Source organism: Pseudomonas sp. MSSRFD41, assembly GCF_014230245.1.
In the GTDB taxonomy this organism is placed as follows: domain Bacteria; phylum Pseudomonadota; class Gammaproteobacteria; order Pseudomonadales; family Pseudomonadaceae; genus Aquipseudomonas; species Aquipseudomonas piscis.
Genome location: NZ_JACKZK010000003.1, coordinates 342,496 through 360,595 on the forward strand (window position 1 = coordinate 342,496; position 18,100 = coordinate 360,595).

The 18,100-nt window shown below is 63.7% G+C and carries 21 protein-coding genes; 9 read left to right on the forward strand and 12 right to left on the reverse strand.

Going from position 1 to position 18,100, the window contains the following annotated elements:
• The first annotated feature begins 131 nt into the window (after positions 1–131).
• On the forward strand, positions 132–524 hold the full coding sequence (locus H7A76_RS08520) for a transcriptional regulator (RefSeq protein WP_185698091.1): 393 nt from the start codon (positions 132–134) through the stop codon (positions 522–524).
• A gap of 1 nt (position 525) precedes the next feature.
• Here the strand turns inward: H7A76_RS08520 and H7A76_RS08525 are convergent, their stop codons facing one another.
• From H7A76_RS08525 to H7A76_RS08535, 3 genes are all read right to left on the reverse strand, one after another.
• Positions 526–1,395: a DUF6279 family lipoprotein gene (locus H7A76_RS08525; protein WP_185698092.1), complete on the reverse strand. Its 870-nt coding sequence runs from the start codon at positions 1,393–1,395 to the stop codon at positions 526–528.
• Positions 1,396–1,461: 66 nt separating this feature from the next.
• On the reverse strand, positions 1,462–2,181 hold the full coding sequence (locus H7A76_RS08530) for a TorF family putative porin (protein ID WP_185698093.1): 720 nt from the start codon (positions 2,179–2,181) through the stop codon (positions 1,462–1,464).
• 190 nt (positions 2,182–2,371) lie between these two features.
• Positions 2,372–2,560 carry a hypothetical protein gene (locus H7A76_RS08535; protein WP_185698094.1) on the reverse strand — a complete coding sequence of 63 codons (189 nt, stop codon included), beginning with the start codon at positions 2,558–2,560 and terminating at the stop codon, positions 2,372–2,374.
• A gap of 349 nt (positions 2,561–2,909) precedes the next feature.
• Here H7A76_RS08535 and H7A76_RS08540 point away from each other — a divergent pair, with 349 nt between their 5' ends.
• Entirely contained in the window at positions 2,910–3,746 is an 837-nt protein-coding gene (locus H7A76_RS08540; protein ID WP_185698095.1) for a S1 RNA-binding domain-containing protein, read from the forward strand.
• On the opposite strand, the gene H7A76_RS08545 is transcribed toward H7A76_RS08540, so the two are convergent.
• Positions 3,743–4,714: a LysR family transcriptional regulator gene (locus tag H7A76_RS08545; RefSeq protein ID WP_185698096.1), complete on the reverse strand. Its 972-nt coding sequence runs from the start codon at positions 4,712–4,714 to the stop codon at positions 3,743–3,745. The two genes, H7A76_RS08540 and H7A76_RS08545, sit on opposite strands and share 4 nt — an antisense overlap.
• A gap of 175 nt (positions 4,715–4,889) precedes the next feature.
• Here H7A76_RS08545 and H7A76_RS08550 point away from each other — a divergent pair, with 175 nt between their 5' ends.
• A complete protein-coding gene (locus H7A76_RS08550; RefSeq protein WP_185698097.1) occupies positions 4,890–5,735 on the forward strand; it encodes an SDR family NAD(P)-dependent oxidoreductase in 846 nt (281 codons plus the stop codon).
• A gap of 6 nt (positions 5,736–5,741) precedes the next feature.
• On the opposite strand, the gene H7A76_RS08555 is transcribed toward H7A76_RS08550, so the two are convergent.
• A complete protein-coding gene (locus tag H7A76_RS08555) occupies positions 5,742–6,902 on the reverse strand; it encodes an MFS transporter (protein ID WP_185698098.1) in 1,161 nt (386 codons plus the stop codon).
• A 104-nt stretch (positions 6,903–7,006) separates the two neighbouring features.
• On the opposite strand from H7A76_RS08555, the gene ptrR reads away from it, so the two are divergent.
• Both ptrR and H7A76_RS32290 read left to right on the forward strand, forming a co-directional pair.
• The gene (ptrR, locus tag H7A76_RS08560) at positions 7,007–7,900 is read left to right on the forward strand and encodes a putrescine utilization regulator PtrR (RefSeq protein WP_185698099.1); all 894 of its coding nucleotides are present in this window, start codon (positions 7,007–7,009) and stop codon (positions 7,898–7,900) included.
• A 134-nt stretch (positions 7,901–8,034) separates the two neighbouring features.
• Entirely contained in the window at positions 8,035–8,163 is a 129-nt protein-coding gene (locus tag H7A76_RS32290) for a PA1414 family protein (RefSeq protein WP_022642969.1), read from the forward strand.
• Between the two features lie 77 nt (positions 8,164–8,240).
• On the opposite strand, the gene H7A76_RS08565 is transcribed toward H7A76_RS32290, so the two are convergent.
• The 5 genes from H7A76_RS08565 to speB form a co-directional block, all read right to left on the reverse strand.
• Complete coding sequence (locus H7A76_RS08565; protein WP_185698100.1) at positions 8,241–8,501, reverse strand: acyl carrier protein; 261 nt, start codon at positions 8,499–8,501, stop codon at positions 8,241–8,243.
• Positions 8,502–8,528: 27 nt separating this feature from the next.
• A complete protein-coding gene (locus H7A76_RS08570) occupies positions 8,529–8,792 on the reverse strand; it encodes an acyl carrier protein (RefSeq protein WP_185698101.1) in 264 nt (87 codons plus the stop codon).
• 265 nt (positions 8,793–9,057) lie between these two features.
• Entirely contained in the window at positions 9,058–10,437 is a 1,380-nt protein-coding gene (locus tag H7A76_RS08575) for a sodium:solute symporter (protein ID WP_185698102.1), read from the reverse strand.
• 420 nt (positions 10,438–10,857) lie between these two features.
• Positions 10,858–11,226: a DUF4440 domain-containing protein gene (locus H7A76_RS08580; RefSeq protein ID WP_185698103.1), complete on the reverse strand. Its 369-nt coding sequence runs from the start codon at positions 11,224–11,226 to the stop codon at positions 10,858–10,860.
• A 10-nt stretch (positions 11,227–11,236) separates the two neighbouring features.
• On the reverse strand, positions 11,237–12,187 hold the full coding sequence (gene speB / locus H7A76_RS08585; RefSeq protein WP_185698104.1) for an agmatinase: 951 nt from the start codon (positions 12,185–12,187) through the stop codon (positions 11,237–11,239).
• Between the two features lie 357 nt (positions 12,188–12,544).
• Here speB and H7A76_RS08590 point away from each other — a divergent pair, with 357 nt between their 5' ends.
• Together H7A76_RS08590 and H7A76_RS08595 are read left to right on the forward strand one after the other, a co-directional pair.
• Positions 12,545–13,438, forward strand: a complete 894-nt coding sequence (locus H7A76_RS08590; protein ID WP_031321135.1) for a LysR family transcriptional regulator — start codon at positions 12,545–12,547, stop codon at positions 13,436–13,438.
• Between the two features lie 12 nt (positions 13,439–13,450).
• A complete protein-coding gene (locus tag H7A76_RS08595; RefSeq protein ID WP_185698105.1) occupies positions 13,451–14,047 on the forward strand; it encodes a tRNA-uridine aminocarboxypropyltransferase in 597 nt (198 codons plus the stop codon).
• A 15-nt stretch (positions 14,048–14,062) separates the two neighbouring features.
• On the opposite strand, the gene H7A76_RS08600 is transcribed toward H7A76_RS08595, so the two are convergent.
• Positions 14,063–14,458 (reverse strand): YbaN family protein, encoded by a 396-nt coding sequence (locus H7A76_RS08600; RefSeq protein ID WP_152896936.1) that lies wholly within the window; start codon positions 14,456–14,458, stop codon positions 14,063–14,065.
• A gap of 10 nt (positions 14,459–14,468) precedes the next feature.
• On the reverse strand, positions 14,469–15,056 hold the full coding sequence (locus H7A76_RS08605; RefSeq protein ID WP_185698106.1) for a YecA family protein: 588 nt from the start codon (positions 15,054–15,056) through the stop codon (positions 14,469–14,471).
• A 332-nt stretch (positions 15,057–15,388) separates the two neighbouring features.
• On the opposite strand from H7A76_RS08605, the gene recQ reads away from it, so the two are divergent.
• Together recQ and H7A76_RS08615 are read left to right on the forward strand one after the other, a co-directional pair.
• The gene (gene recQ / locus H7A76_RS08610) at positions 15,389–17,512 is read left to right on the forward strand and encodes a DNA helicase RecQ (protein WP_185698107.1); all 2,124 of its coding nucleotides are present in this window, start codon (positions 15,389–15,391) and stop codon (positions 17,510–17,512) included.
• Positions 17,513–17,632: 120 nt separating this feature from the next.
• Positions 17,633–18,067: a MarR family transcriptional regulator gene (locus tag H7A76_RS08615; RefSeq protein ID WP_085595951.1), complete on the forward strand. Its 435-nt coding sequence runs from the start codon at positions 17,633–17,635 to the stop codon at positions 18,065–18,067.
• Positions 18,068–18,100: the final 33 nt, after the last annotated feature.

The window sequence follows — 18,100 nt, forward strand, 5'->3', positions numbered from 1 at the left end:
TTCTACACACGCTAGTCGTTTGGCGGCCAAGCCGATCGACAAGTTGCCAGGCGGTGCGAATTTCCTGAACGGCTGGCTTAGCCACCGGTCACAACTCAGGCAAGGCATTGCATTCTGGAGGTTGAATCGACATGGCGAATTACGACTGGGATTTGATCGAACGCTTGCTGCACGAAGTGCAGAACGGTGCTGGCCACAGCTTCACTCCAAGGCCCTATGCCGAGCAGCATGCGGCGGCAATGGCCGCCGAAGGCGCGCCCACGGGCAACCTGGATGAACTGAAAAGTACCGCCACCGAGTACGAAAAACTGCTGCTGGACCGGGAGTTCATCCAGAGCAGGCCGGAAGAAGAGGGCGGTAACGGCGAGAACTTCATCCTCACGCCCCGGGGCTCGAGCTTGTTGTGTTTGCTCGACAGCAGCATTCCGGGCAACGAGCACCCACGCCAGGTGCTGGACGAGCAGGCCGATGCCCTGGACCCCCTGACCTTCGACGAGCTGGCATCCAAGGCCCAGATCGCCTGAGTCAGGGACGGCGGGCGTCCTGCAAGCATTTGAGGTTGGTGAAGTCCTGGCGCACGCTGTCGATCTTCTTCAGCAGGCGCTGGCGTTGTTCGGGGCTGCTGCTGGCCATCAAGTCCACTACGAGGCTGCGCGCGGCCTGTTCGGTGTGCTCGTAGGCCTGGCGGTAGTCGGCGGTCCACAGGCTTTCGCGGTCCACCAGCAATTGCTCGATGCGCTGCGCAAAGTCGCTGGCCCGCCGCTGCTGTACTGCAGCGCTGAACAGTGCCTGCCAGTGGGCGCGGTTGGCAATCCACTGGCGGTTCTGTTCGCCCAGGGATACGGACCATTGCTCGACACGCAGGCGCTGTTGCGGGTTCAAGGGGCCGAGCCAGGCCCTGAGGCATTTTTCCATGCGCTGGCTGCGCTGTTCGATCTGCCGTGCCAGGGTCGGCTGGAGGTACTGCTCGCGGTGTTCCTGCAGGTCCTTGGCCAGGGAGCTGTTCATCTGCGCCACTTGCCGCTCATCCAGGCCTTGCAGCAACTCCACGGCCGATGGGGTGATCTGGCGGGCGATTGTGGCGATGGCTTGCTTGGCTTCCCGGGTGCGCGCCTGCAGCGCCGCATCATTGACCTGGTTGTCGCGGATCATCGATTGCAGGCGGTCGAGCCAGTCCAGGTAGCCTGGTAGCTGGGTGCTGCAATGCCAGCTCAGGTGCTGCTGCAGACGCTGGTCGAGCCAGCTCTTCTGCTCGCTGTTCATATCCAGGTAGTCGTCCAGGGTCCAGGGAATGATCACGTCCAGGTTGCGGTAGGCCAGGCCCACCCGGCTACAGGCGCCCAGCAGCAGGCTGGCGATCAGCAAGGCGATGAAGAGGTAGCACCGGCGCGACATATCCAGGTCCTTGGGTGTGCGGGTTGCTGCATCTGAATCCTGAAGGCTCCCGGCAGTTCAGCTCTTCTAGTAGAAGCTGCGCTCGGCCTTGAAGGTCAGCAGGCCGTCGCAGCGGCTGTTGTGTCCGGAATAGGCCGGGCAATCGCTGCCGTTGAGGCTGGAGTCGCTGTAGATCAGGTTGAGATCGATCCCCAACCAGGGGCGGGAGAACTTGATCGACCAGTCGTTGAAGCTGGAGATGTAGCCGCCCTTGGCCACCGACACGGCATTGTTCAGGCGGTAGGTGCTGTACTTGACGCTGACCCCGATCCCGAACGGTGGGTTGCCGCCCAAGTCGGCGAACAGGGTGCTGTTGCGTCGGTCCGGGTCGTTGCTGAAGGCCGCGCCGAAACGGCTGCCCAGCAGGCTCAGGCCGCCGTAGAGCTGCTGGCTGTCCTGGGTGCGCAATTGCGGATAGTTGTAGTGGATCACTCCCAGTTCATAACCCAGGTTCTGGTCGAGGGGCTGCTTGAAGCCCAGGTAGGAATCGACCTCCAGGCGGCTCGCGGGGCTCAGGCCCAGGCTTGGCGACCACTGGCCGAAGTACCAGCCGCTGTCGTGACCCAGGTCGAGGCCGCCATGGAAAGAGCCGCTGGAAGCTGGCTTGACCAGGCCCTGGGCCATGCTGCGGCTGGGGCTGGTGCCCAGCTTGAGGTCGAAGTCGCCCAGCTCGCGCTGGAAGATCTGCGCCTGGGCCAGTGGACACGCCAAGGCCAGGCAGATGGCCAGGAAAGTGGGTGTGCGCATGCAGCACTCCTTGGACTGCGGGGAGTGACAGCCTGGGATGGCTGAAACGATTTATCCAGAGGCTGCAAGCATACTGGTCATGGCCTGCCGGTTCGGGCCGTTCGTCGATTTTTGCTGGGGAGGGGAGAAGATGGCGCCAGTCCCGGCGCTTGGGGCAAGCGCCAGGGGACCAGGAAAAGCGGGAGGAGTATTACTTCTTGCCGAGGCTGATCTGCTTGGATGGGCTGAAGGTCTGGCCGCTGACGCCCTTGGCGATCTGCTGGATCTGGCCGCCGGATTTCAGGAAGGCGGCGACCTGTTCATTGATCGATTCGCTGGTTTCCACCACGGGGGCAGGTTTGACTTTGCTGTTGGAGTTTTTTACTCGCATGGTTGCCATTTAACCTTTGGGAAAATTAATTTGGCCAGCCATCCTAACAGAGTCGCCAGATAATTGTTTGTTTGTCTGGATATTAGTGCGGGTCGGGGTTTTTTCTTATTCCTGCAGTGTTATCTCGAATATGCCGCTAAGTCGCTGTTTTAAATAAGACCTGCCATGCCAATGGCCGTCATGGAGCGAGGGCGAATGGCCAAGACGGCGGTTCCTGGCCTGACGAATGGGCTGCAGCCTGTCGCCAAAGCCGGGAAAACCGCCACCTGGCGCGGATTTTCCGCAGCGGCGCCACAGCGGCACCAACCTGGCCATGGAAAACAGGTAGAATGCCGCCCACGCAATGAGGGTATTGGAAATGGCTTTAGTCGGGCGTTACAACAGTTTGCAAGTGGTTAAACACACCAACTTCGGTTTGTATCTGGATGGCGGTGCGGATGGCGAGATATTGCTGCCCAATCGTTATATTCCCAAGGATATTCCCAGTGAAGATGAAGATTGGCTGAACGTTTTTGTTTACCTGGATAGTGCAGACAAGTTGATTGCAACAACCGAGAAGCCGAAAGTCCAGGTCGGTGAGTTCGCCAGCCTCAAGGTCGTCGAAGTCAACAGTATCGGCGTCTTCCTGGACTGGGGACTGTCCAAGGACCTGCTGCTGCCGTATTCCGAGGAAAAGCGCCAGCTCAATGCCGGTGATTATTGCGTGGTGCATGTCTACCTGGACCGCCACACCCGCCGCATCACCGCCACCGCCCGCCTGGACCGTTACCTGGACAAGACCCCGGCCAACTACCAGGCCGGCCAGGAAGTCGACCTGCTGGTGGTGGAGTCCACCGACATGGGCTTCAAGGCGATCATCAACAACAAGCACTGGGGCCTGATCCACAAGAACGAGGTGTTCAAGTTCCTGCGTTCCGGCATGCAGGAAAAGGGTTTCATCAAGGAACTGCGTGCCGATGGCAAGATCAGCCTGAGCCTGCAACCTGTGGGTGCCCAGGCCGCCAGCAGCCTGAATGCCAAGATCCTGGCCAAGCTGCGGGAAAACAATGGCACCCTGGAGGTCAGCGACAAGAGCGACCCGGCCCTGATCAGCCGCCTGTTCGGGGTCAGCAAGGGCAACTTCAAGAAGGCCATCGGCGCCCTCTACAAGCAGGGCCAGATCGTCATCCACGCCGATCGTATCGAGCTCAGTTAAGGCTCGTTCCCCTCCACTGCGGGGGCTTTGCGTCCCCGGGCCGGCTCCCAGGCCACTTCGGCGGACGCCGGCGGCGCAAAATCCAGCAAGTCGATGAAGTTCTCCAGCAGTGGCGAGGCGTTGAGCCGGTTGTGGCTCATGTACAGGCCGATGCCGGGATTCGGCTTGCGCCCCAGCGCTGTTATCGGGCGGAACACCACCTTGCCCCGCAGGGTGGTATCGGCCACTGACTCCGGTACCAGCGCCACCCCGAAACCACAGGCTACCCAGCCGATCTGGGTATGGACCCGCGCCGCTTCCTGGACCACCCGGGGCTGGAAACCGGCGGCTGCACACAGGCCCATCAACTGGCTGTGGTATCCGCTTCCCAGGGGCTGGGAGGTGAACACGAAAGGCTCGTCGGCAAACTCCTGCAAGCGCACCTCCTGGCTGTTGGCCAGTGGATGCCCGGCAGGCAGGGCCATGAGGATCCGCTCGTCGAGGATCAAGCGTGATTCGATGGAGTCGGCAGGCAAGGGCAACAGGCGCATGAAGGCGATATCCGCCTCGCCCGCCAACAGGGCCTTGGCCTGGCTGGCGGAGGGCATCTCGCGGATGACCAGCCGGACCTTGGGATAGCTTTCGCGAAAACGCCGCAGGCCATGGAGCAGGCCATCGTAGTAGGTCAGGGACAGGGTGCAGATGGTGAGCTGCCCGGCGATACCTGCACCGACCTGGCGCGCTTGCTCGATACCCTGCTCCAGGTCCTTCAGGGTGCGGTAGGCGACATCGAGGAATGTCGAGCCGGCCGGGGTCAGCCTGACCTCGCGCCGGTTGCGGATGAAGAGGCCGAAGCCGAGCTTCTGCTCGAGGCGATGGATAGCCTGGCTCAGGGCCGGTTGCGCCATGAACAGGCGGTTGGCGGCCTTGTGGAAGTTCAGTTCCTCGGCGACCGCGATGAACTGCCTGAGCAGGCGGGTCTCGACCATTTCTCGCATTCCCTCGTTGGCATTGAGCGACACGCCGCCATCATAGAGGCGCCGCCGGTAGGCTCCAACCGGGCCCGGGCTGATAGCTGCGGGGTATCAGTGGCGCATCGATAAAGTATCAAGTCCTTCCGTTGTTTGTTGTTAAGGTGCGGGCGACACAACAGGAGAGGCCAGCATGGATTTCAAGGGTAGGACTGCCATCGTCACCGGGGGCGGGCGCGGCCTGGGCCTGGACTATGCCCGCGCGTTGGCCGGGCTGGGTGCCCGGGTGGTGATCAGCGACCTGGGCACCGATCGTCTGGGCGCGGGCGCTGATGAGCAGGTGGCCGTCACCGCGGCGCGCATGCTGCAGGCCGAAGGCGGGCAGGTGGTCGCCCATGCCGGCGACCTGGCCGATGAAGCCACGGCCCGGCAGTTGGTGGCCTTGGCCGTCGATACTTTCGCCGGGGTGGACATCATCATCCATAACGCCGGCTGGGTCGGTTACCAGGGCATCGAGGACACCGACCGCGAGTTTCTTTCGCGGGCGCTGGACGTCAACGTGCAGGCGCCGACCTGGTTGTGCAAGCACGCCTGGCCCTATCTCAAGCGTTCTGACGCGGCGCGGGTGGTCCTGACCACCTCGGACCGGGCCATGTACCAGCAGTATGCCCAGCCCGGGCTGTTGGCCTATGCGGCCGGCAAGATGGCCCAGTTGGGCATCATGAATGCCCTGGGCATGGAGGGGCGGGAGCACGGGATCCTGGTGAACGCCGTCTCGCCGGTGGCCAAGACCCGGATGTGGGGCGTGACCGAGGCCCCGGTCGAGCTCAAGCCGGAATGGGTGACCCCGGGAGTGCTCTACCTGGCCAGCGCTGCTTGCCGTGATAGCGGCTACGTACTGCGGGCCAGCAATGGCCAGTTCACCGCGACCCGCTTCAGTGAGAACCCCGGGGTCGACTATCCCCGGAGCCTGGCCCGGGTCGCGGCGAGCAGTGTCGAGGATGTCGCCCGCCTGTGGGAGCCAATCAAGGAAGGCTGAGCAGTCTCAGGACAGCGCCGCGCACGAGGGCTGCAGCCGTTGTCGGCCCAGCAGCAGGCCCCCGCCAAGCAGCAGGCCGCCACCTGCAACCAGCAGGGCCGGTTGCAGGCTGCCACTGAAGTGGCTGCTCAGCGCCGCCAGGAGTGGGCCGCTCAACTGGCCCACGGCGAAACAGGCGGTGAGCAGGCCGGTGTTGCGCTGGACGGCGTGGGGCGCCAGCTCCCGGGAGCGTTGCATCACCAGTTGCATGCAGGCCAGGAACGGCGCGCCGCACAGCAGCACCCCCAGCAACAGCCCCCAGCCGCTGTCCAGCAGGCAGGCGAAGACGCCGATGGCCTGTAGCCACAAAGTCGCGACCAGCCAGTGGCGGGTGCTGTCCGGAGAGTGCCGGCGCAGGCTGACCAGCAATACCCCCAGGGCGGCGGCCATGCCGAACCCGGGCCAGAACAGGTCGGCCTGCCACTGGCCATGGAATCGGGTGCTGGCCATTTGCGCGAGAAAGGTCGCGGGGATGATGTAGCCCACGCCGTACAAACCGTAGACCAGCCCCAGGCGGCCCACGCCTGGCTCGCTCACCGGGTTGGCCTGGACGGCACCCTGCGGATCGGTGTCGGCCTGGGGCAGGATCGGCAGGATGACCAGCAGCATCAACAAGGCCATTGCGGCGTACAGCAGCCACAGGTCGGCCGAGTCGTGCCCCAGCAGATTGCAGCCCAGGGCCAGCAGGCCGGTGAGCATGATACCCAGCCCGGGGCCGGCGAACACCAGGGCTCCCAGCCGCGGGCGCCCGGCAGCCTGGGCCAGGGGCTGGCTCAGGGCGGTGATCATCACCAGAGCCCAGGCGCTGGCCACCCCGGTGCCGAAACGCAGCAGCCAATGCGGCCAGAAGCCCCGGGCCCAGAACGACGCCAGGGTCAGCAGCACGCACAGCCACAGCCCTCCCAGCAAGCGTCCACGCACCTGGGACGGGCGTCGGGCCAGCATCGCGTCCAGGGCACCGATGAGATAACCCAGGTAGTTGGCGGCGGCAATCAGTCCGCCGTCAGTCAGGTCGACCTGGCCTTCGCTGATCAGGTGCGGCAATTGCGGGGTCAGGGCGAAGCGGCCAATGCCCATGGCCAGCATCAGGGCAATGAAACTGGCGAGCAGACGGATCAGGGGAGACATGGTCGTTGTTCCAGTGACAGGAAGGATGACCGTCAGGCTAGAGTCGATTGACTTTCGTTAAAAATGAATAATATTGAGTAACTTGTTCAGTTTTAGAGAAAGTCATGGAGTTCAGCCAACTGCGTATCTTCCAGGCCGTAGCCGAGGAAGGCTCCATCACCCGGGCCGCCGAGCGCCTGCACCGGGTGCCGTCGAACCTGTCGACCCGGCTCAAGCAGTTGGAGGATCAACTGGGTGTCGAGTTGTTCGTGCGCCAGCGCCAGCGCCTGCAACTGTCGCCGGCGGGCAAGGTACTGCTGGACTATGCCGTGCGCCTGTTCGCCCTGCACGACGAAGCCCAGGCGGCAGTGCTGGGGGGCCAGCCGGCCGGCGATTTTGTCCTGGGTACCATGTACAGCACGGCGGCCATTCACCTGCCCGGGCTCCTGGCGCGTTACCACCGTACCTATCCGGCGGTGAACCTGCATGTGCAATCCGGCCCCACGGGTGAGCTGCTCGAAGGGCTGCTCGCCGGACGGCTGGACGCCGCGCTGGTGGACGGGCCGAAGGAGCTGGCGGGGTTGGACGGCGTGCCCTTGTGCAGGGAGAGCCTGGTATTGATCAGCGAGATCGATCATCCGCCGGTGCACACGGCCCTGGATGTCGAGGGGCGGGCGGTATTCACCTTTCGCCAGGGCTGTTCCTATCGCATGCGCCTGGAATCCTGGTTCGCCCACTACCATGCGGCAATGGGCCGGGCCATGGAGATCGAGTCCTACCAGGGCATGCTGGCCTGCGTGATCGCCGGTTCCGGGATTGCCCTGATGACTCGTTCGATGCTCGACAGCTTGCCCGGGCGCGAAAGCGTGGCGGTGCATCCCCTGGCCGAACCGTTCGCCTACTCCACCACCTGGCTGATGTGGCGCAAGGGCATGGTGGGGGCCAACCTCAATGCCTGGATCGAACTGCAGCAAGGCTCCGCTGGTCCGATAGAGCAGTCGGTGCGTGCCTCGGCATGAGCGGTCCTGGGCGATTGGCCATAATCCAGTAACAGTTCATTGCCATCACAGGGCAGCGCACGGGAAAACTTAGGACTATTATCTGCTTGAGGCGGCGTATGACAGCCGCTTGGCATGACCCTTGAGGGGGCACTATGAAAGATAAACTGCAAAGCTGGCTGCACGACCTTGGCGTCGCACTGGGCCTGATCGAGCCACCGCTGCAACCGGTGCCGATTCCTACCGAGGAAGAACTGCGGCGCCGTCGGCAACGCCGTCGCTGAGTTCGCTGCGAGAGCGGTACAGGCCCCGGCTCTCGCCTGTTGCTCCCTGACGCCGGGCCGCAAGCCGGCCCTGCGAATCAATCCTCTTGTCGCCGTGACATCTCCAGCAACCATTCGATCAGTTCATGAACGCAACGCAGTTCCCGGAGCGCGCGCTGTTCCTCGCCGGTGGGAACGCATAGGCCAAAGCGGTCTTCCAGGCGCCACAGCAATTCTTCCAGGTCATCCCGTTCCAGCCCCAGGGCCCTCAGCTCGCTGCTATCGTCCAGGCAGGTGCGTTCGCCCAACCAGCAGCGAATGAGCGCATGCACGGCCCGACGGGCTTCGCTGCGGTTCATCGAACTGTCTTGCGCGATGATCGCGGGTCACGGATGCATGGGGCGAAGGTCCCGGCGCCGGGTCTTTTCCAGGATGAACAGGCTCAGCTCGCTGATGGAATGGATCCAGTACAGATCGTGCTCGGCGTCGAGCCGGATGTCGAACTCGCTCTCCAGGCTGTGCAATAGGGCCTTGAGGTCCAGGGAGTAGGTGTCGCTGGTGTGCGCCAGGCTGGGAGGGGTCCGCCATTTCTGGGCCATTTGGGCTTCGATGGCCTGGCGGATGCTTTGCTGGATGTCGAAACGGTCCATAAACACCTCGGGGCAGGGGGAGAGGTTTTTATTGTTATGACCCCGTCCAAGGGTGATGCGATAGCGCGCACAGTTGCTGCCAGCGATCCTTGTACCGTTCTCCTGCGGGAACGATCGTCGCTGAGTCAGAGTACAGCACAGGATTTTTGCCACAGGGGTGACCATTCGTCCCCTGGGAAATGCCGCAAGCCTCGTGCTGTGTTGCCTGGGCGAAAAAAAACGGGTGCGGCCACCGACGCCGCACCCGTCGAAGAAAAACTTCAGCTCAGATCGCACTCGCCAGCGGGGCCGTGCGCCGCGAAGCCAGGCTGACCGCCACGAAGCTCACCAGGCCCGCCATCAGGCTGTAGTAGATCGGAGTGTTGGCATCCAGGCCGTCCTTGAACATGAACACCAGGGCGGTGATGAACCCCAGGCTCATGCTGGCGATGGCTCCGGCGGTGGTGGCGCGCTTCCAGAAGATCGCCCCGATCAGCGGGATCAGCATGCCGCCTACCAGCAGGTTGTAGGCCAGGGTCAGGGCGCTGATTACGTCGTTGACCACCAGCGCGATACCCAGCACCACGATACCGGTGAGCAGGGTGAACAGACGGTTGATCCCCAGGCTCGATTGCTTGCCGCCACGCAGCCGTGGCAGCAGGTCCTCGGTCAGGGTGGTGGACGCGGCCAGCAGTCCGGCGCTGGCGGTGGACATCATGGCGGCCAGGGCGGCAGCGATCACCAGGCCACGGATGCCGTCCGGCAACGAGGCCTTGACGATGGCGGCGAAGGCGTTGTTCGCGTTGTCCAGGTCCGGCAGCAGCACATGGGCGGCCATGCCGATCAGGGCGCAGGCCAGGCCGTAGAGCACGCAGTAGAAACCCGCCAGGGTGCCGGCGTACTGGGCGACCTTCTCGGTCTTGGCGGTGAACACCCGCTGCCAGATGTCCTGGCCGATCAGGATGCCGAAGAAGTAGATCATGAAGTAGGTGATGATGGTGTCCCAGCCGATGGTGGTGAAGCTGAAACTCGCGGCCGGCAGCTTGGCCACCAGTTCATCCCAGCCGCCGACGCGGTACAGGCAGATCGGCAGCAGCAGGAACATCAGGCCGACGGTCTTGATCACGAACTGGACGATATCGGTCAGGGTCAGCGACCACATGCCGCCGATCGCCGAGTAGATCACCACTACGCCGCCGCCCAGCAGTACCGAGAGCCAGAACGGCAGGTTGAACAGCACTTGCAGCACGGTGCCGATGGCAAGGATCGAGGTCACGCCGATCATCAGCGCATAGGCCAGCATGATCACGGCGCTGGCCTGGCGGGCCATGGGGTTGTAGCGCTTTTCCAGGACCTGGGTCACGGTGAAGATCCGCAACTTGAGCAGCGGCTTGGCCAGCAGCAGGTTCAGGGCGATGATCCCGGCACCGAGGGCGGCGCACAGCCAGAAGCCGGAGATGCCATGGACGTAGCCCAGGCGCACGGTGCCGACGGTGGACGCACCACCCAGCACGGTGGCGGCCATGGTGCCCATGTACAGGCTCGGTCCCAGGTTGCGTCCGGCCACCAGGTAGTCCTCGTGGGTCTTGGCCTTGCGCATGCCGTAGTAGCCGAGCACCAGCATGCCGGCGGCGTAGATGAGTACGACGAATAGATCTAGAGCCATGATGGCGTGTCTCCGATTATCTTTTTTATGTGAAACAAACAGGTCATGTGCCGCGGTGGCTGGCCCGCCACCGCGCGCAGGTCAGGCGACTTGGCGCAGGGGGCTACGCCGGGCACACCGGGCATGCTCGCGCGGATCCTCGGGGGCGTTAGGTCTCTGCAGGTTTCGGGCCGGGGCCCGACAGAACGTTGCCGCAGCTACCGAGTGAAGAGCGGGCGAGGAGGGGCGACAGGCCGCGCAATGAGCCACTGGTGCGCTCGGGCACGTCAGGCCGGATGTCGTCGGAAATGGGGCGCAGGCGCTCGCGAGCTCCCGCGTTGCGTGTGCGTGGCTGGGGATCTGTTCGACCCTGTTGATTTCAATGCTGCTAAGGCGTGTTTCTTTGTTGTTGTTATTCATGATCTGCTCCGATCACATTGGCTAAGGGGGTGGCAGCCCTTCCGGCATCGCGGACAAAAAATCGTGGCAGGCCAGCCATAGGCCTTCTTGTTGTTGGCGCAACCCGAGGGTGGCGCGCTCCTGGCTAAAGTGTTGCTCCCCTTGCATGCGCGGCATCGTGGCCACGTCATGGACAAACACGACGGCATCGGCTTGCAGGCCGGCGACGACGTTGTTCGCGCTACGTGTCCGTACCGCGAAACCATCCCTGGTCCGCCGCCTACCCGGCGATGCCGACTCGGCATCACGGGACAGCGACGATTGGGGACGGCGGTGGCGCCAGCCGGCATCGACCGTCGGCGCCGCGAGCCATCCCGCTGCGGCGTCGAGGAGGCAGTGCCACTGGCTCATGCCCTGGTTCTCAGCGATGGGTTACGCCGGGCAGTACGCAGAGCATTTCATAGAGCAGGTTGGCACCCAGCAGCGAAGTGTTGCCGGTGGTGTCGTAGGGTGGCGATACCTCCACCAGGTCGCAACCCACCAGGTCCAGGCCCTGGCAGCCACGTACGATCTCCATGGCCTGGATGGTGGTCAGGCCGCCGATTTCCGGGGTGCCGGTGCCTGGCGCCCAGGCCGGGTCGATGCCGTCGATGTCGAAGCTCAGGTACACCGGGCCGTCACCGACCTTCTCGCGGACTTCGGCCATCAGCGGGGCCAGGGACTTGTGCCAGCACTCTTCGGCCTGCACCACACGGAAGCCCTGCTTGCGGCTCCAGTTGAAGTCCTCGGCGGTGTAGCCCTGGGCCCGCAGGCCGATCTGCACCACGCGGTCGCAATCCAGCAGGCCTTCTTCCACGGCGCGGCGGAAGGTGGTGCCATGGGCGATCTTCTCGCCGAACATGTGGTCGTTGACGTCCGCGTGGGCGTCGATGTGCACCAGGCCGACCTTGCCGTGTTTCTTGTGGATGGCCCGCAGGATCGGCAGGGTGATGGTGTGGTCGCCGCCCAGGGTCAGGGGAATGACGTTGTGCTCGAGGATGGCGTCGTAGGCCTCCTCGATGATGCGCACGGCATCCAGCAGGTTGAAGGTGTTGATCGCCACGTCGCCGATATCGGCCACGTTCAGCGAGTCGAACGGCGCGGCGCCGGTGGCCATGTTGTAGGGACGGATCATCACCGATTCGGCGCGGATCTCCCGCGGGCCGAAGCGAGTGCCGGAGCGCAGCGAAGTGCCGATGTCCAGGGGAACGCCGACGAATGCGGCATCCAGGCCGGCAGGGCTGGGGACATGGGGAAGACGCATCATGGTGGCGATGCCGCCAAAGCGCGGCATTTCATTACCGCCCAGCGGTTGGTGGAGAGTCTTGTCCACGGGATAGGCCTCATCGTTGTTCTATTTATGGGGTCGAAGGCGCGGCAGGTCCTGCCCGTTCGACCGAGTGGGGCCGATTCTGCGAAATGTAGTGCGGAGAAAGAATCGCTACGAACAAATACTTAGTTCAGATTTTTCTAAACTAATTGCAGCGGGCAGGCTAGACTCTGGCGCGCTTTCCGAGGCCCTGCATGGCACAGGCGTTCGGCCCCGGCTGGTGGCGCAGCCGCCGTTAGCCGGGTTGCCGGGGCCAATTGGAAGTGCACATGGACGTCATCGCAGCTGCTTGCCCGCCCAGCGACGCGAGCTTGCTCGCCACAGGGAAGGTGTGTTTATCACCTGCTAGCGGAGCCTGTCATGGCCAACGCTTTACCTGATCTGAAACTATTGCGCATCTTCGTCAGCGTGGTGCGGCATCAGGGATTCGCCAATGCCCAGCATGAGCTCAATCTGTCGACGTCGGCCATCAGCACCTACATGAGCCAGCTGGAAGCGTCCTTGGGGTTGGTGTTGTGCCACCGGGGGCGGGGCGGGTTCAGCCTGACCAGCAAGGGCGAGTTGTTCCACCAGGAAACCCTGCGCCTGCTGGGTGAGCTGGAGGGCTTCGAGCAGTATGCCGCCGCCCTCAAGGGCGAGTTGCGCGGCACCCTGAACCTGGGGGTGATCGACTCCACCGTGAGCGACAAGGCCCTGCCGTTCGCCGAGGCGATTGGCGCCTATAGCCAGGAACACCCGGCGGTACACCTGCACTTGTCGGTGATGAGCCCCCACGAGCTGCAATTGGGGGTGCAGGACAATCGCCTGGACCTGGCCATCGGGGCTTTTTCCACGCGCATGAGCGGCCTGGTGTACATGCCGCTGTACCGCGAGCAGCACTGGTTGTATTGCAGCAATCGCCATCCGCTGTACAGCGAGCGGCGGATCCCCGAGCAGGTGATCACCCAGCAGCGCATGGTGGGGCGTGGTTATTGGAGCCAGGCCGAATTGGCCCGGCATGGCTTCAAGCACAGCGCGGCGACGGTGGAGAGCATGGAGGCGCAGTTGATCCTGGTGCTCTCCGGGGCCTATATCGGCTACCTGCCGGAGCACTATGCCCAGGCCTGGGCCGACAGGGGCGATTTGCGGGTGCTGCTGCCGGCGACTTTCGGTTACCAGGCGCCGTTTTCCATGATCATGCGCCGTGGCCGTGGCCGGGAGCCGCTGATCCAGACTTTCCGGGACCTGCTCAAGGCCCAGCTGAACCAGGTGTAGCAAGGAGTTTTCATGTCTCGAGCACGTTGCGAGCGATGCCTGCGTCCAGCAGGCCATTGCCTGTGTCCACTGATTCCACGGTTGTCCAGTCGCACCCGGGTATTGGTGTTGCAGCACCCGAGCGAGGTCAATCACGCCCTGAATACCGCGCGACTGGCGGCACTGGGGCTGAGCAACGCCGAGCTGAGGGTCGGGGAAGTGTTCGAGGACCTGCCGGAGCTGCTCGGGCGTCCCGGTTACCGGCCGCACCTGCTGTTCCCGGCGGACGCTGCCCAACCGCTGCGGGCCTACTCGCCAAGCCAGGAGCCGATGTTGCTGGTGGTCCCCGATGGCACCTGGCGCAAGGCGCGCAAGCTGCTGCACCTCAACCCGCTGTTGGCGCAATTGCCCAGGGTCACCCTGGAGGCTACGCCGACCTCGCGCTATTGCCTGCGCAAGGCACCCGGTCCCGGCGCCTTGTCGACCCTGGAGGCCATAGTCGAGGCGTTGCAGGCCCTAGAGGCACCGGCTTCGTTCGAGCCGCTGCTGCGTCCCTTCGACGCCTTGATCGAAGGCCAGATCGCCGCCATGGGCGCCGAAACCTACCAGCGCAACCACGCCAAGCCCTGATCCCGTTCGGGTTTTTCAGGGCCGGCGCAGGGTCTTCTGGCGCAGGATGTAGATGCTGACCAGCACTGCGCTGGTGAGCATGAAGCCGCGGGCCCAGGGCAATGGCACCAGGTAGCAGGACAAGCCGATGCTCAGCCACATCAGGCCGATCGCGTAGACCTTGCCCTTGAGCGGAATGCCGTTGCCTTCCAGGTAATCGCGGATCCATGGCCCCAGGCGCGGGTGGTCTACCAGCCATCGGTAGAAGCGCGGAGAACTGCGAGCGAAGCAGGCGGCCGCCAGCAGCAGGAAAGGAGTGGTGGGCAGTACCGGGAGGAAGATGCCGAGTACCCCTAGCGCTACGCTCGACCAACCGATGGCCAGTAGAACGTAACGCAACAGCAGGGGACGCTGGCCTATGGGCTTGGCCATAGGCTCAGGCTCAGTGGTGGCGAGGCTTGAGCAGTGCCGGTTTTTCGTCGGGGGCGTTGCACAGCAGGTACAACGCGGTCAGTGCTTCAGGAATCTGCACGATCATGTCGTCCATCAGGTTGGCATCGCTGGCGATATCGGAGAACTCGGGCTGTTCGTCGAACAGGCCGGAACCCACCATGATCGGCAGGAGCATCTCGCTGACTTCTTCCTCGGCGGTTTCGAACCAGGCCGCTTCACGCAGGAATACGCCTTCCATGAAGCCGATGCACCAGCCGCGCAGGTCGGAGTCGTCCGGGTCGTCGCCCAGGTCGAGATCGCATGGCAGTTCGAACTCTTCATCCGAGGCCAGTTGGCGCGCGATGTGCGCCTTCAGGGCCAACAGGGTCGATTCGATGGCTTCGCGCTCGGCGTCGTCGCGATAGTGCGGCTCCTCGGCGAAGAGGGTGTCGATCCATTCACGCTCCGGGACGTTTTCCGAGCAGATCGACAGCGCGGTCAGGTAGCCGTGAGCGGCCACGTAGTCCAGCGCCTCGTCGTGCAGATCATCTGCATCGAGGAAGACTTGCAGGCGGGTTAGTTGCTCAGCGAAGGACATTGACGGCTACCTTGGGGAATAAACGATGCTGAATTCTAGGCTTTCTTGAGCGCCCAGGCCAGCCACGATGCAGCTGCGAGCGGTTCCAAAGGTTACCAGCGGTCCATTGTCGGCGCCCTTTGCGGGGGAGGGCTCGGGTATACTCGCGCGTTTCGTGTGACCCGCCAGGCCGATGGCCAGGCCGGGGCCGCCCGCCCAGGCAGCTGCCGAGGTTCCCGGCACCGGTGCAGGTGGGCGTTGCAACCTGGCGGCGACGCCATGCCATGACCCATCGCACAGGCGGCCGGGTAGCGGCGTTCCCCTGGCGATTTCCGTATTTTTTGGAGTTTTTCATGCTCGAACAGGCTCAGCGCGTCCTCAAGGACATCTTTGGCTACGACAGTTTCCGTGGTCGCCAGGGGGCGATCATCGAGCGCGTGGCCAGCGGTGGTGATGCGCTGGTGCTGATGCCCACCGGTGGCGGCAAGTCCCTGTGCTTCCAGGTCCCGGCATTGTTGCGTCCCGGCCTGGCGGTGGTGGTGTCGCCATTGATCGCGCTGATGGAGGACCAGGTCGCTACCCTGGAGGAACTGGGGGTCGCAGCCGCGGCGCTGAACTCCACCCTGAGCCCCGAGCAGCAGCGTGACCTGGCGGTGCGTATCCGGCGTGGCGAAGTGAAGATGCTCTATCTCGCTCCCGAGCGGTTGGTCCAGCCGCGGATGCTGGCGTTCTTGCAGAGCCTGGATATTGCCCTGTTCGCCATCGACGAAGCCCACTGCGTATCCCAATGGGGGCATGACTTCCGTCCCGAGTACCTGCAATTGGGGCAACTGGCGGAGATGTTCCCCGAAGTGCCGCGAATCGCCCTGACGGCCACCGCCGACAAGCGAACCCGCGAAGAGATCGTCAATCGCCTGCACCTGGAGAACGCCGAGCGCTTCCTGTCCAGTTTCGATCGACCGAACATCTTCTATCGGATCGTGCCCAAGGAGCAGCCGCGCAAGCAGTTGCAGGCGTTTCTCAACGAGCGGCGCAGCGATGCCGGGATCGTCTACTGCCTGTCGCGCAAGAAAGTCGACGAGGTGGCGGCATTCCTCTGCGAGCAGGGCTTCACCGCCTTGCCCTACCACGCGGGGCTGCCGGCCGAGTTGCGCGCCTATCACCAGAAACGCTTCCTCAACGAGGAGGGGCTGATCATGGTGGCGACCATCGCCTTCGGTATGGGCATCGACAAGCCCAACGTGCGTTTCGTCGCCCACCTGGACCTGCCCAAATCCCTGGAGGCCTACTACCAGGAAACCGGGCGTGCCGGTCGTGACGGCCTGCCGGCCGATGCCTGGATGGCCTATGGGCTGCAGGACGTGCTGATGCTCAAGCAGATGCTGCAGAACTCCGAGGGTGACGAGCGCCACAAGCGCCTCGAGCAGCACAAGCTCGACGCAATGCTGGCGCTGTGCGAGGAAACCCGTTGCCGGCGCCAGGCGCTGCTGGCCTATTTCGATGAAGACATGCCGCAGCCCTGCGGTCATTGCGACAACTGCGTCGATGGAGTGCAGACCTGGGATGCCACCGAGCCGGCGCGCCAGGCGCTGTCGGCGATCTACCGCACCGGCCAGCGCTATGGCGTCGGGCACCTGGTGGACGTGCTGTTGGGCAAGGACACGGAAAAGGTCCGCAGCTTCGGTCACCAGCACTTGTCGGTGTTCGGTGTCGGCAAGGCCCGTAGCGAAGGCGAATGGCGCTCGCTGTTCCGCCAGCTGGTGGCTCGCGGGTTGGCCGACATCGACCTGGAAGGCTACGGCGGCCTGCGCTTGAGTGACAGTTGCCGGCCGTTGCTCAAGGGCGAAGTCTCCCTGGAACTGCGCCGCGATCTCAAGCCGCAAACCGCGGCCAAGAGCACCAGCCAGGCCAGCCAGTTGGTCCGGGGCGAAGAGCGCGAGCAGTGGGAAGCGCTGCGGGCGTTGCGCCGCAAGCTGGCGGAAGAGCACGGCGTGCCGCCCTATGTCATCTTCCCCGACTCGACCTTGCTGGAAATGCTCCGCAGCCAGCCTGGTTCCATGGCCGAGATGGCTCGGGTCAGCGGCGTCGGTGCCCGCAAGCTGGAGCGCTATGGCGCGGCGTTCCTCGAGGTGCTGGGCGGAACTGCCGAGGCGCCGAAGGTGGTTGCCGATATTCGTCACGAACTGATCACCCTGGCCCGTGCCGGCATGACTCCAGCGCAGATCGCCGGTCAGTTGCAATGCACCGAAAAGAACGTCTACACCCTGCTGGCCGAAGCGATCGGCAAGCAGCAGTTGTCCCTGGAGCAGGCGCTGGATTTGCCCGAGGACTTGCTGGGGGAAATCCAGGACGCGTTCCTCGATGGCGAGGGCGAGCTGCCGCCGGTGGCCGAGGTGATCGAGTTGTTCGCCGGCCGGGTGCCCGAGGGCGTGTTGTATTGCGTGCGCGCGGCGTTGCAGTCGGAGTTCGAGATTTAACTTGGGTGCGTCAATGTTGTAACGATTCAGTGCCTTACAGAACTTGCCTACTGGCAAGGGGCATGCTTAGCTGACTAATAATTAGTTTTTCTTTATTTTCAGCCTGATCATGAGTGTTTTATGCCGTTGACCGATGAACACCGTTTTGGCATGCAGCTGGCGCATATGTCCCGCGGCTGGCGTGCTGAACTGGACCGCCGCCTGGCTGGCCTGGGCCTGTCGCAAGCCCGCTGGCTGGTGCTGCTGCACCTGGCCCGTTTCGAAGAGGCACCGACCCAGCGCGAGTTGGCGCAAAGCGTCGGCGTGGAAGGGCCGACCCTGGCCCGTTTGCTCGATAGCCTGGAAACCCAGGGCCTGGTCCAGCGGCAATCGGTGATGGAAGACCGCCGGGCGAAGAAAATCGTCCTCTGCCCTTCGGCGCGCCCCCTGATCGACCAGATCGAGACCATCGCCACCGCCTTGCGCCATGAATTGTTCATCGGCGTCGATGAAGAAGACATGCGGGTTTGCATGCGTGTCCACGGACGTATCCTGGCCAACCTGGAAAAGTCCTGAAGTCTTCGACCGGAGCCGCCTGGCTCCGGTCTC

Coding starts and splice junctions, on each gene's coding strand:
- H7A76_RS08520 (WP_185698091.1), top strand. CDS start 132: ATGGCGAATTACGACTGGGATTTGATCGAACGCTTGCTGCACGAAGTG.
- H7A76_RS08525 (WP_185698092.1), bottom strand. CDS start 1,395: ATGTCGCGCCGGTGCTACCTCTTCATCGCCTTGCTGATCGCCAGCCTG.
- H7A76_RS08530 (WP_185698093.1), bottom strand. CDS start 2,181: ATGCGCACACCCACTTTCCTGGCCATCTGCCTGGCCTTGGCGTGTCCA.
- H7A76_RS08535 (WP_185698094.1), bottom strand. CDS start 2,560: ATGGCAACCATGCGAGTAAAAAACTCCAACAGCAAAGTCAAACCTGCC.
- H7A76_RS08540 (WP_185698095.1), top strand. CDS start 2,910: ATGGCTTTAGTCGGGCGTTACAACAGTTTGCAAGTGGTTAAACACACC.
- H7A76_RS08545 (WP_185698096.1), bottom strand. CDS start 4,714: ATGGTCGAGACCCGCCTGCTCAGGCAGTTCATCGCGGTCGCCGAGGAA.
- H7A76_RS08550 (WP_185698097.1), top strand. CDS start 4,890: ATGGATTTCAAGGGTAGGACTGCCATCGTCACCGGGGGCGGGCGCGGC.
- H7A76_RS08555 (WP_185698098.1), bottom strand. CDS start 6,902: ATGTCTCCCCTGATCCGTCTGCTCGCCAGTTTCATTGCCCTGATGCTG.
- ptrR (WP_185698099.1), top strand. CDS start 7,007: ATGGAGTTCAGCCAACTGCGTATCTTCCAGGCCGTAGCCGAGGAAGGC.
- H7A76_RS32290 (WP_022642969.1), top strand. CDS start 8,035: ATGAAAGATAAACTGCAAAGCTGGCTGCACGACCTTGGCGTCGCACTG.
- H7A76_RS08565 (WP_185698100.1), bottom strand. CDS start 8,501: ATGAACCGCAGCGAAGCCCGTCGGGCCGTGCATGCGCTCATTCGCTGC.
- H7A76_RS08570 (WP_185698101.1), bottom strand. CDS start 8,792: ATGGACCGTTTCGACATCCAGCAAAGCATCCGCCAGGCCATCGAAGCC.
- H7A76_RS08575 (WP_185698102.1), bottom strand. CDS start 10,437: ATGGCTCTAGATCTATTCGTCGTACTCATCTACGCCGCCGGCATGCTG.
- H7A76_RS08580 (WP_185698103.1), bottom strand. CDS start 11,226: ATGAGCCAGTGGCACTGCCTCCTCGACGCCGCAGCGGGATGGCTCGCG.
- H7A76_RS08590 (WP_031321135.1), top strand. CDS start 12,545: ATGGCCAACGCTTTACCTGATCTGAAACTATTGCGCATCTTCGTCAGC.
- H7A76_RS08595 (WP_185698105.1), top strand. CDS start 13,451: ATGTCTCGAGCACGTTGCGAGCGATGCCTGCGTCCAGCAGGCCATTGC.
- H7A76_RS08600 (WP_152896936.1), bottom strand. CDS start 14,458: ATGGCCAAGCCCATAGGCCAGCGTCCCCTGCTGTTGCGTTACGTTCTA.
- H7A76_RS08605 (WP_185698106.1), bottom strand. CDS start 15,056: ATGTCCTTCGCTGAGCAACTAACCCGCCTGCAAGTCTTCCTCGATGCA.
- recQ (WP_185698107.1), top strand. CDS start 15,389: ATGCTCGAACAGGCTCAGCGCGTCCTCAAGGACATCTTTGGCTACGAC.
- H7A76_RS08615 (WP_085595951.1), top strand. CDS start 17,633: ATGCCGTTGACCGATGAACACCGTTTTGGCATGCAGCTGGCGCATATG.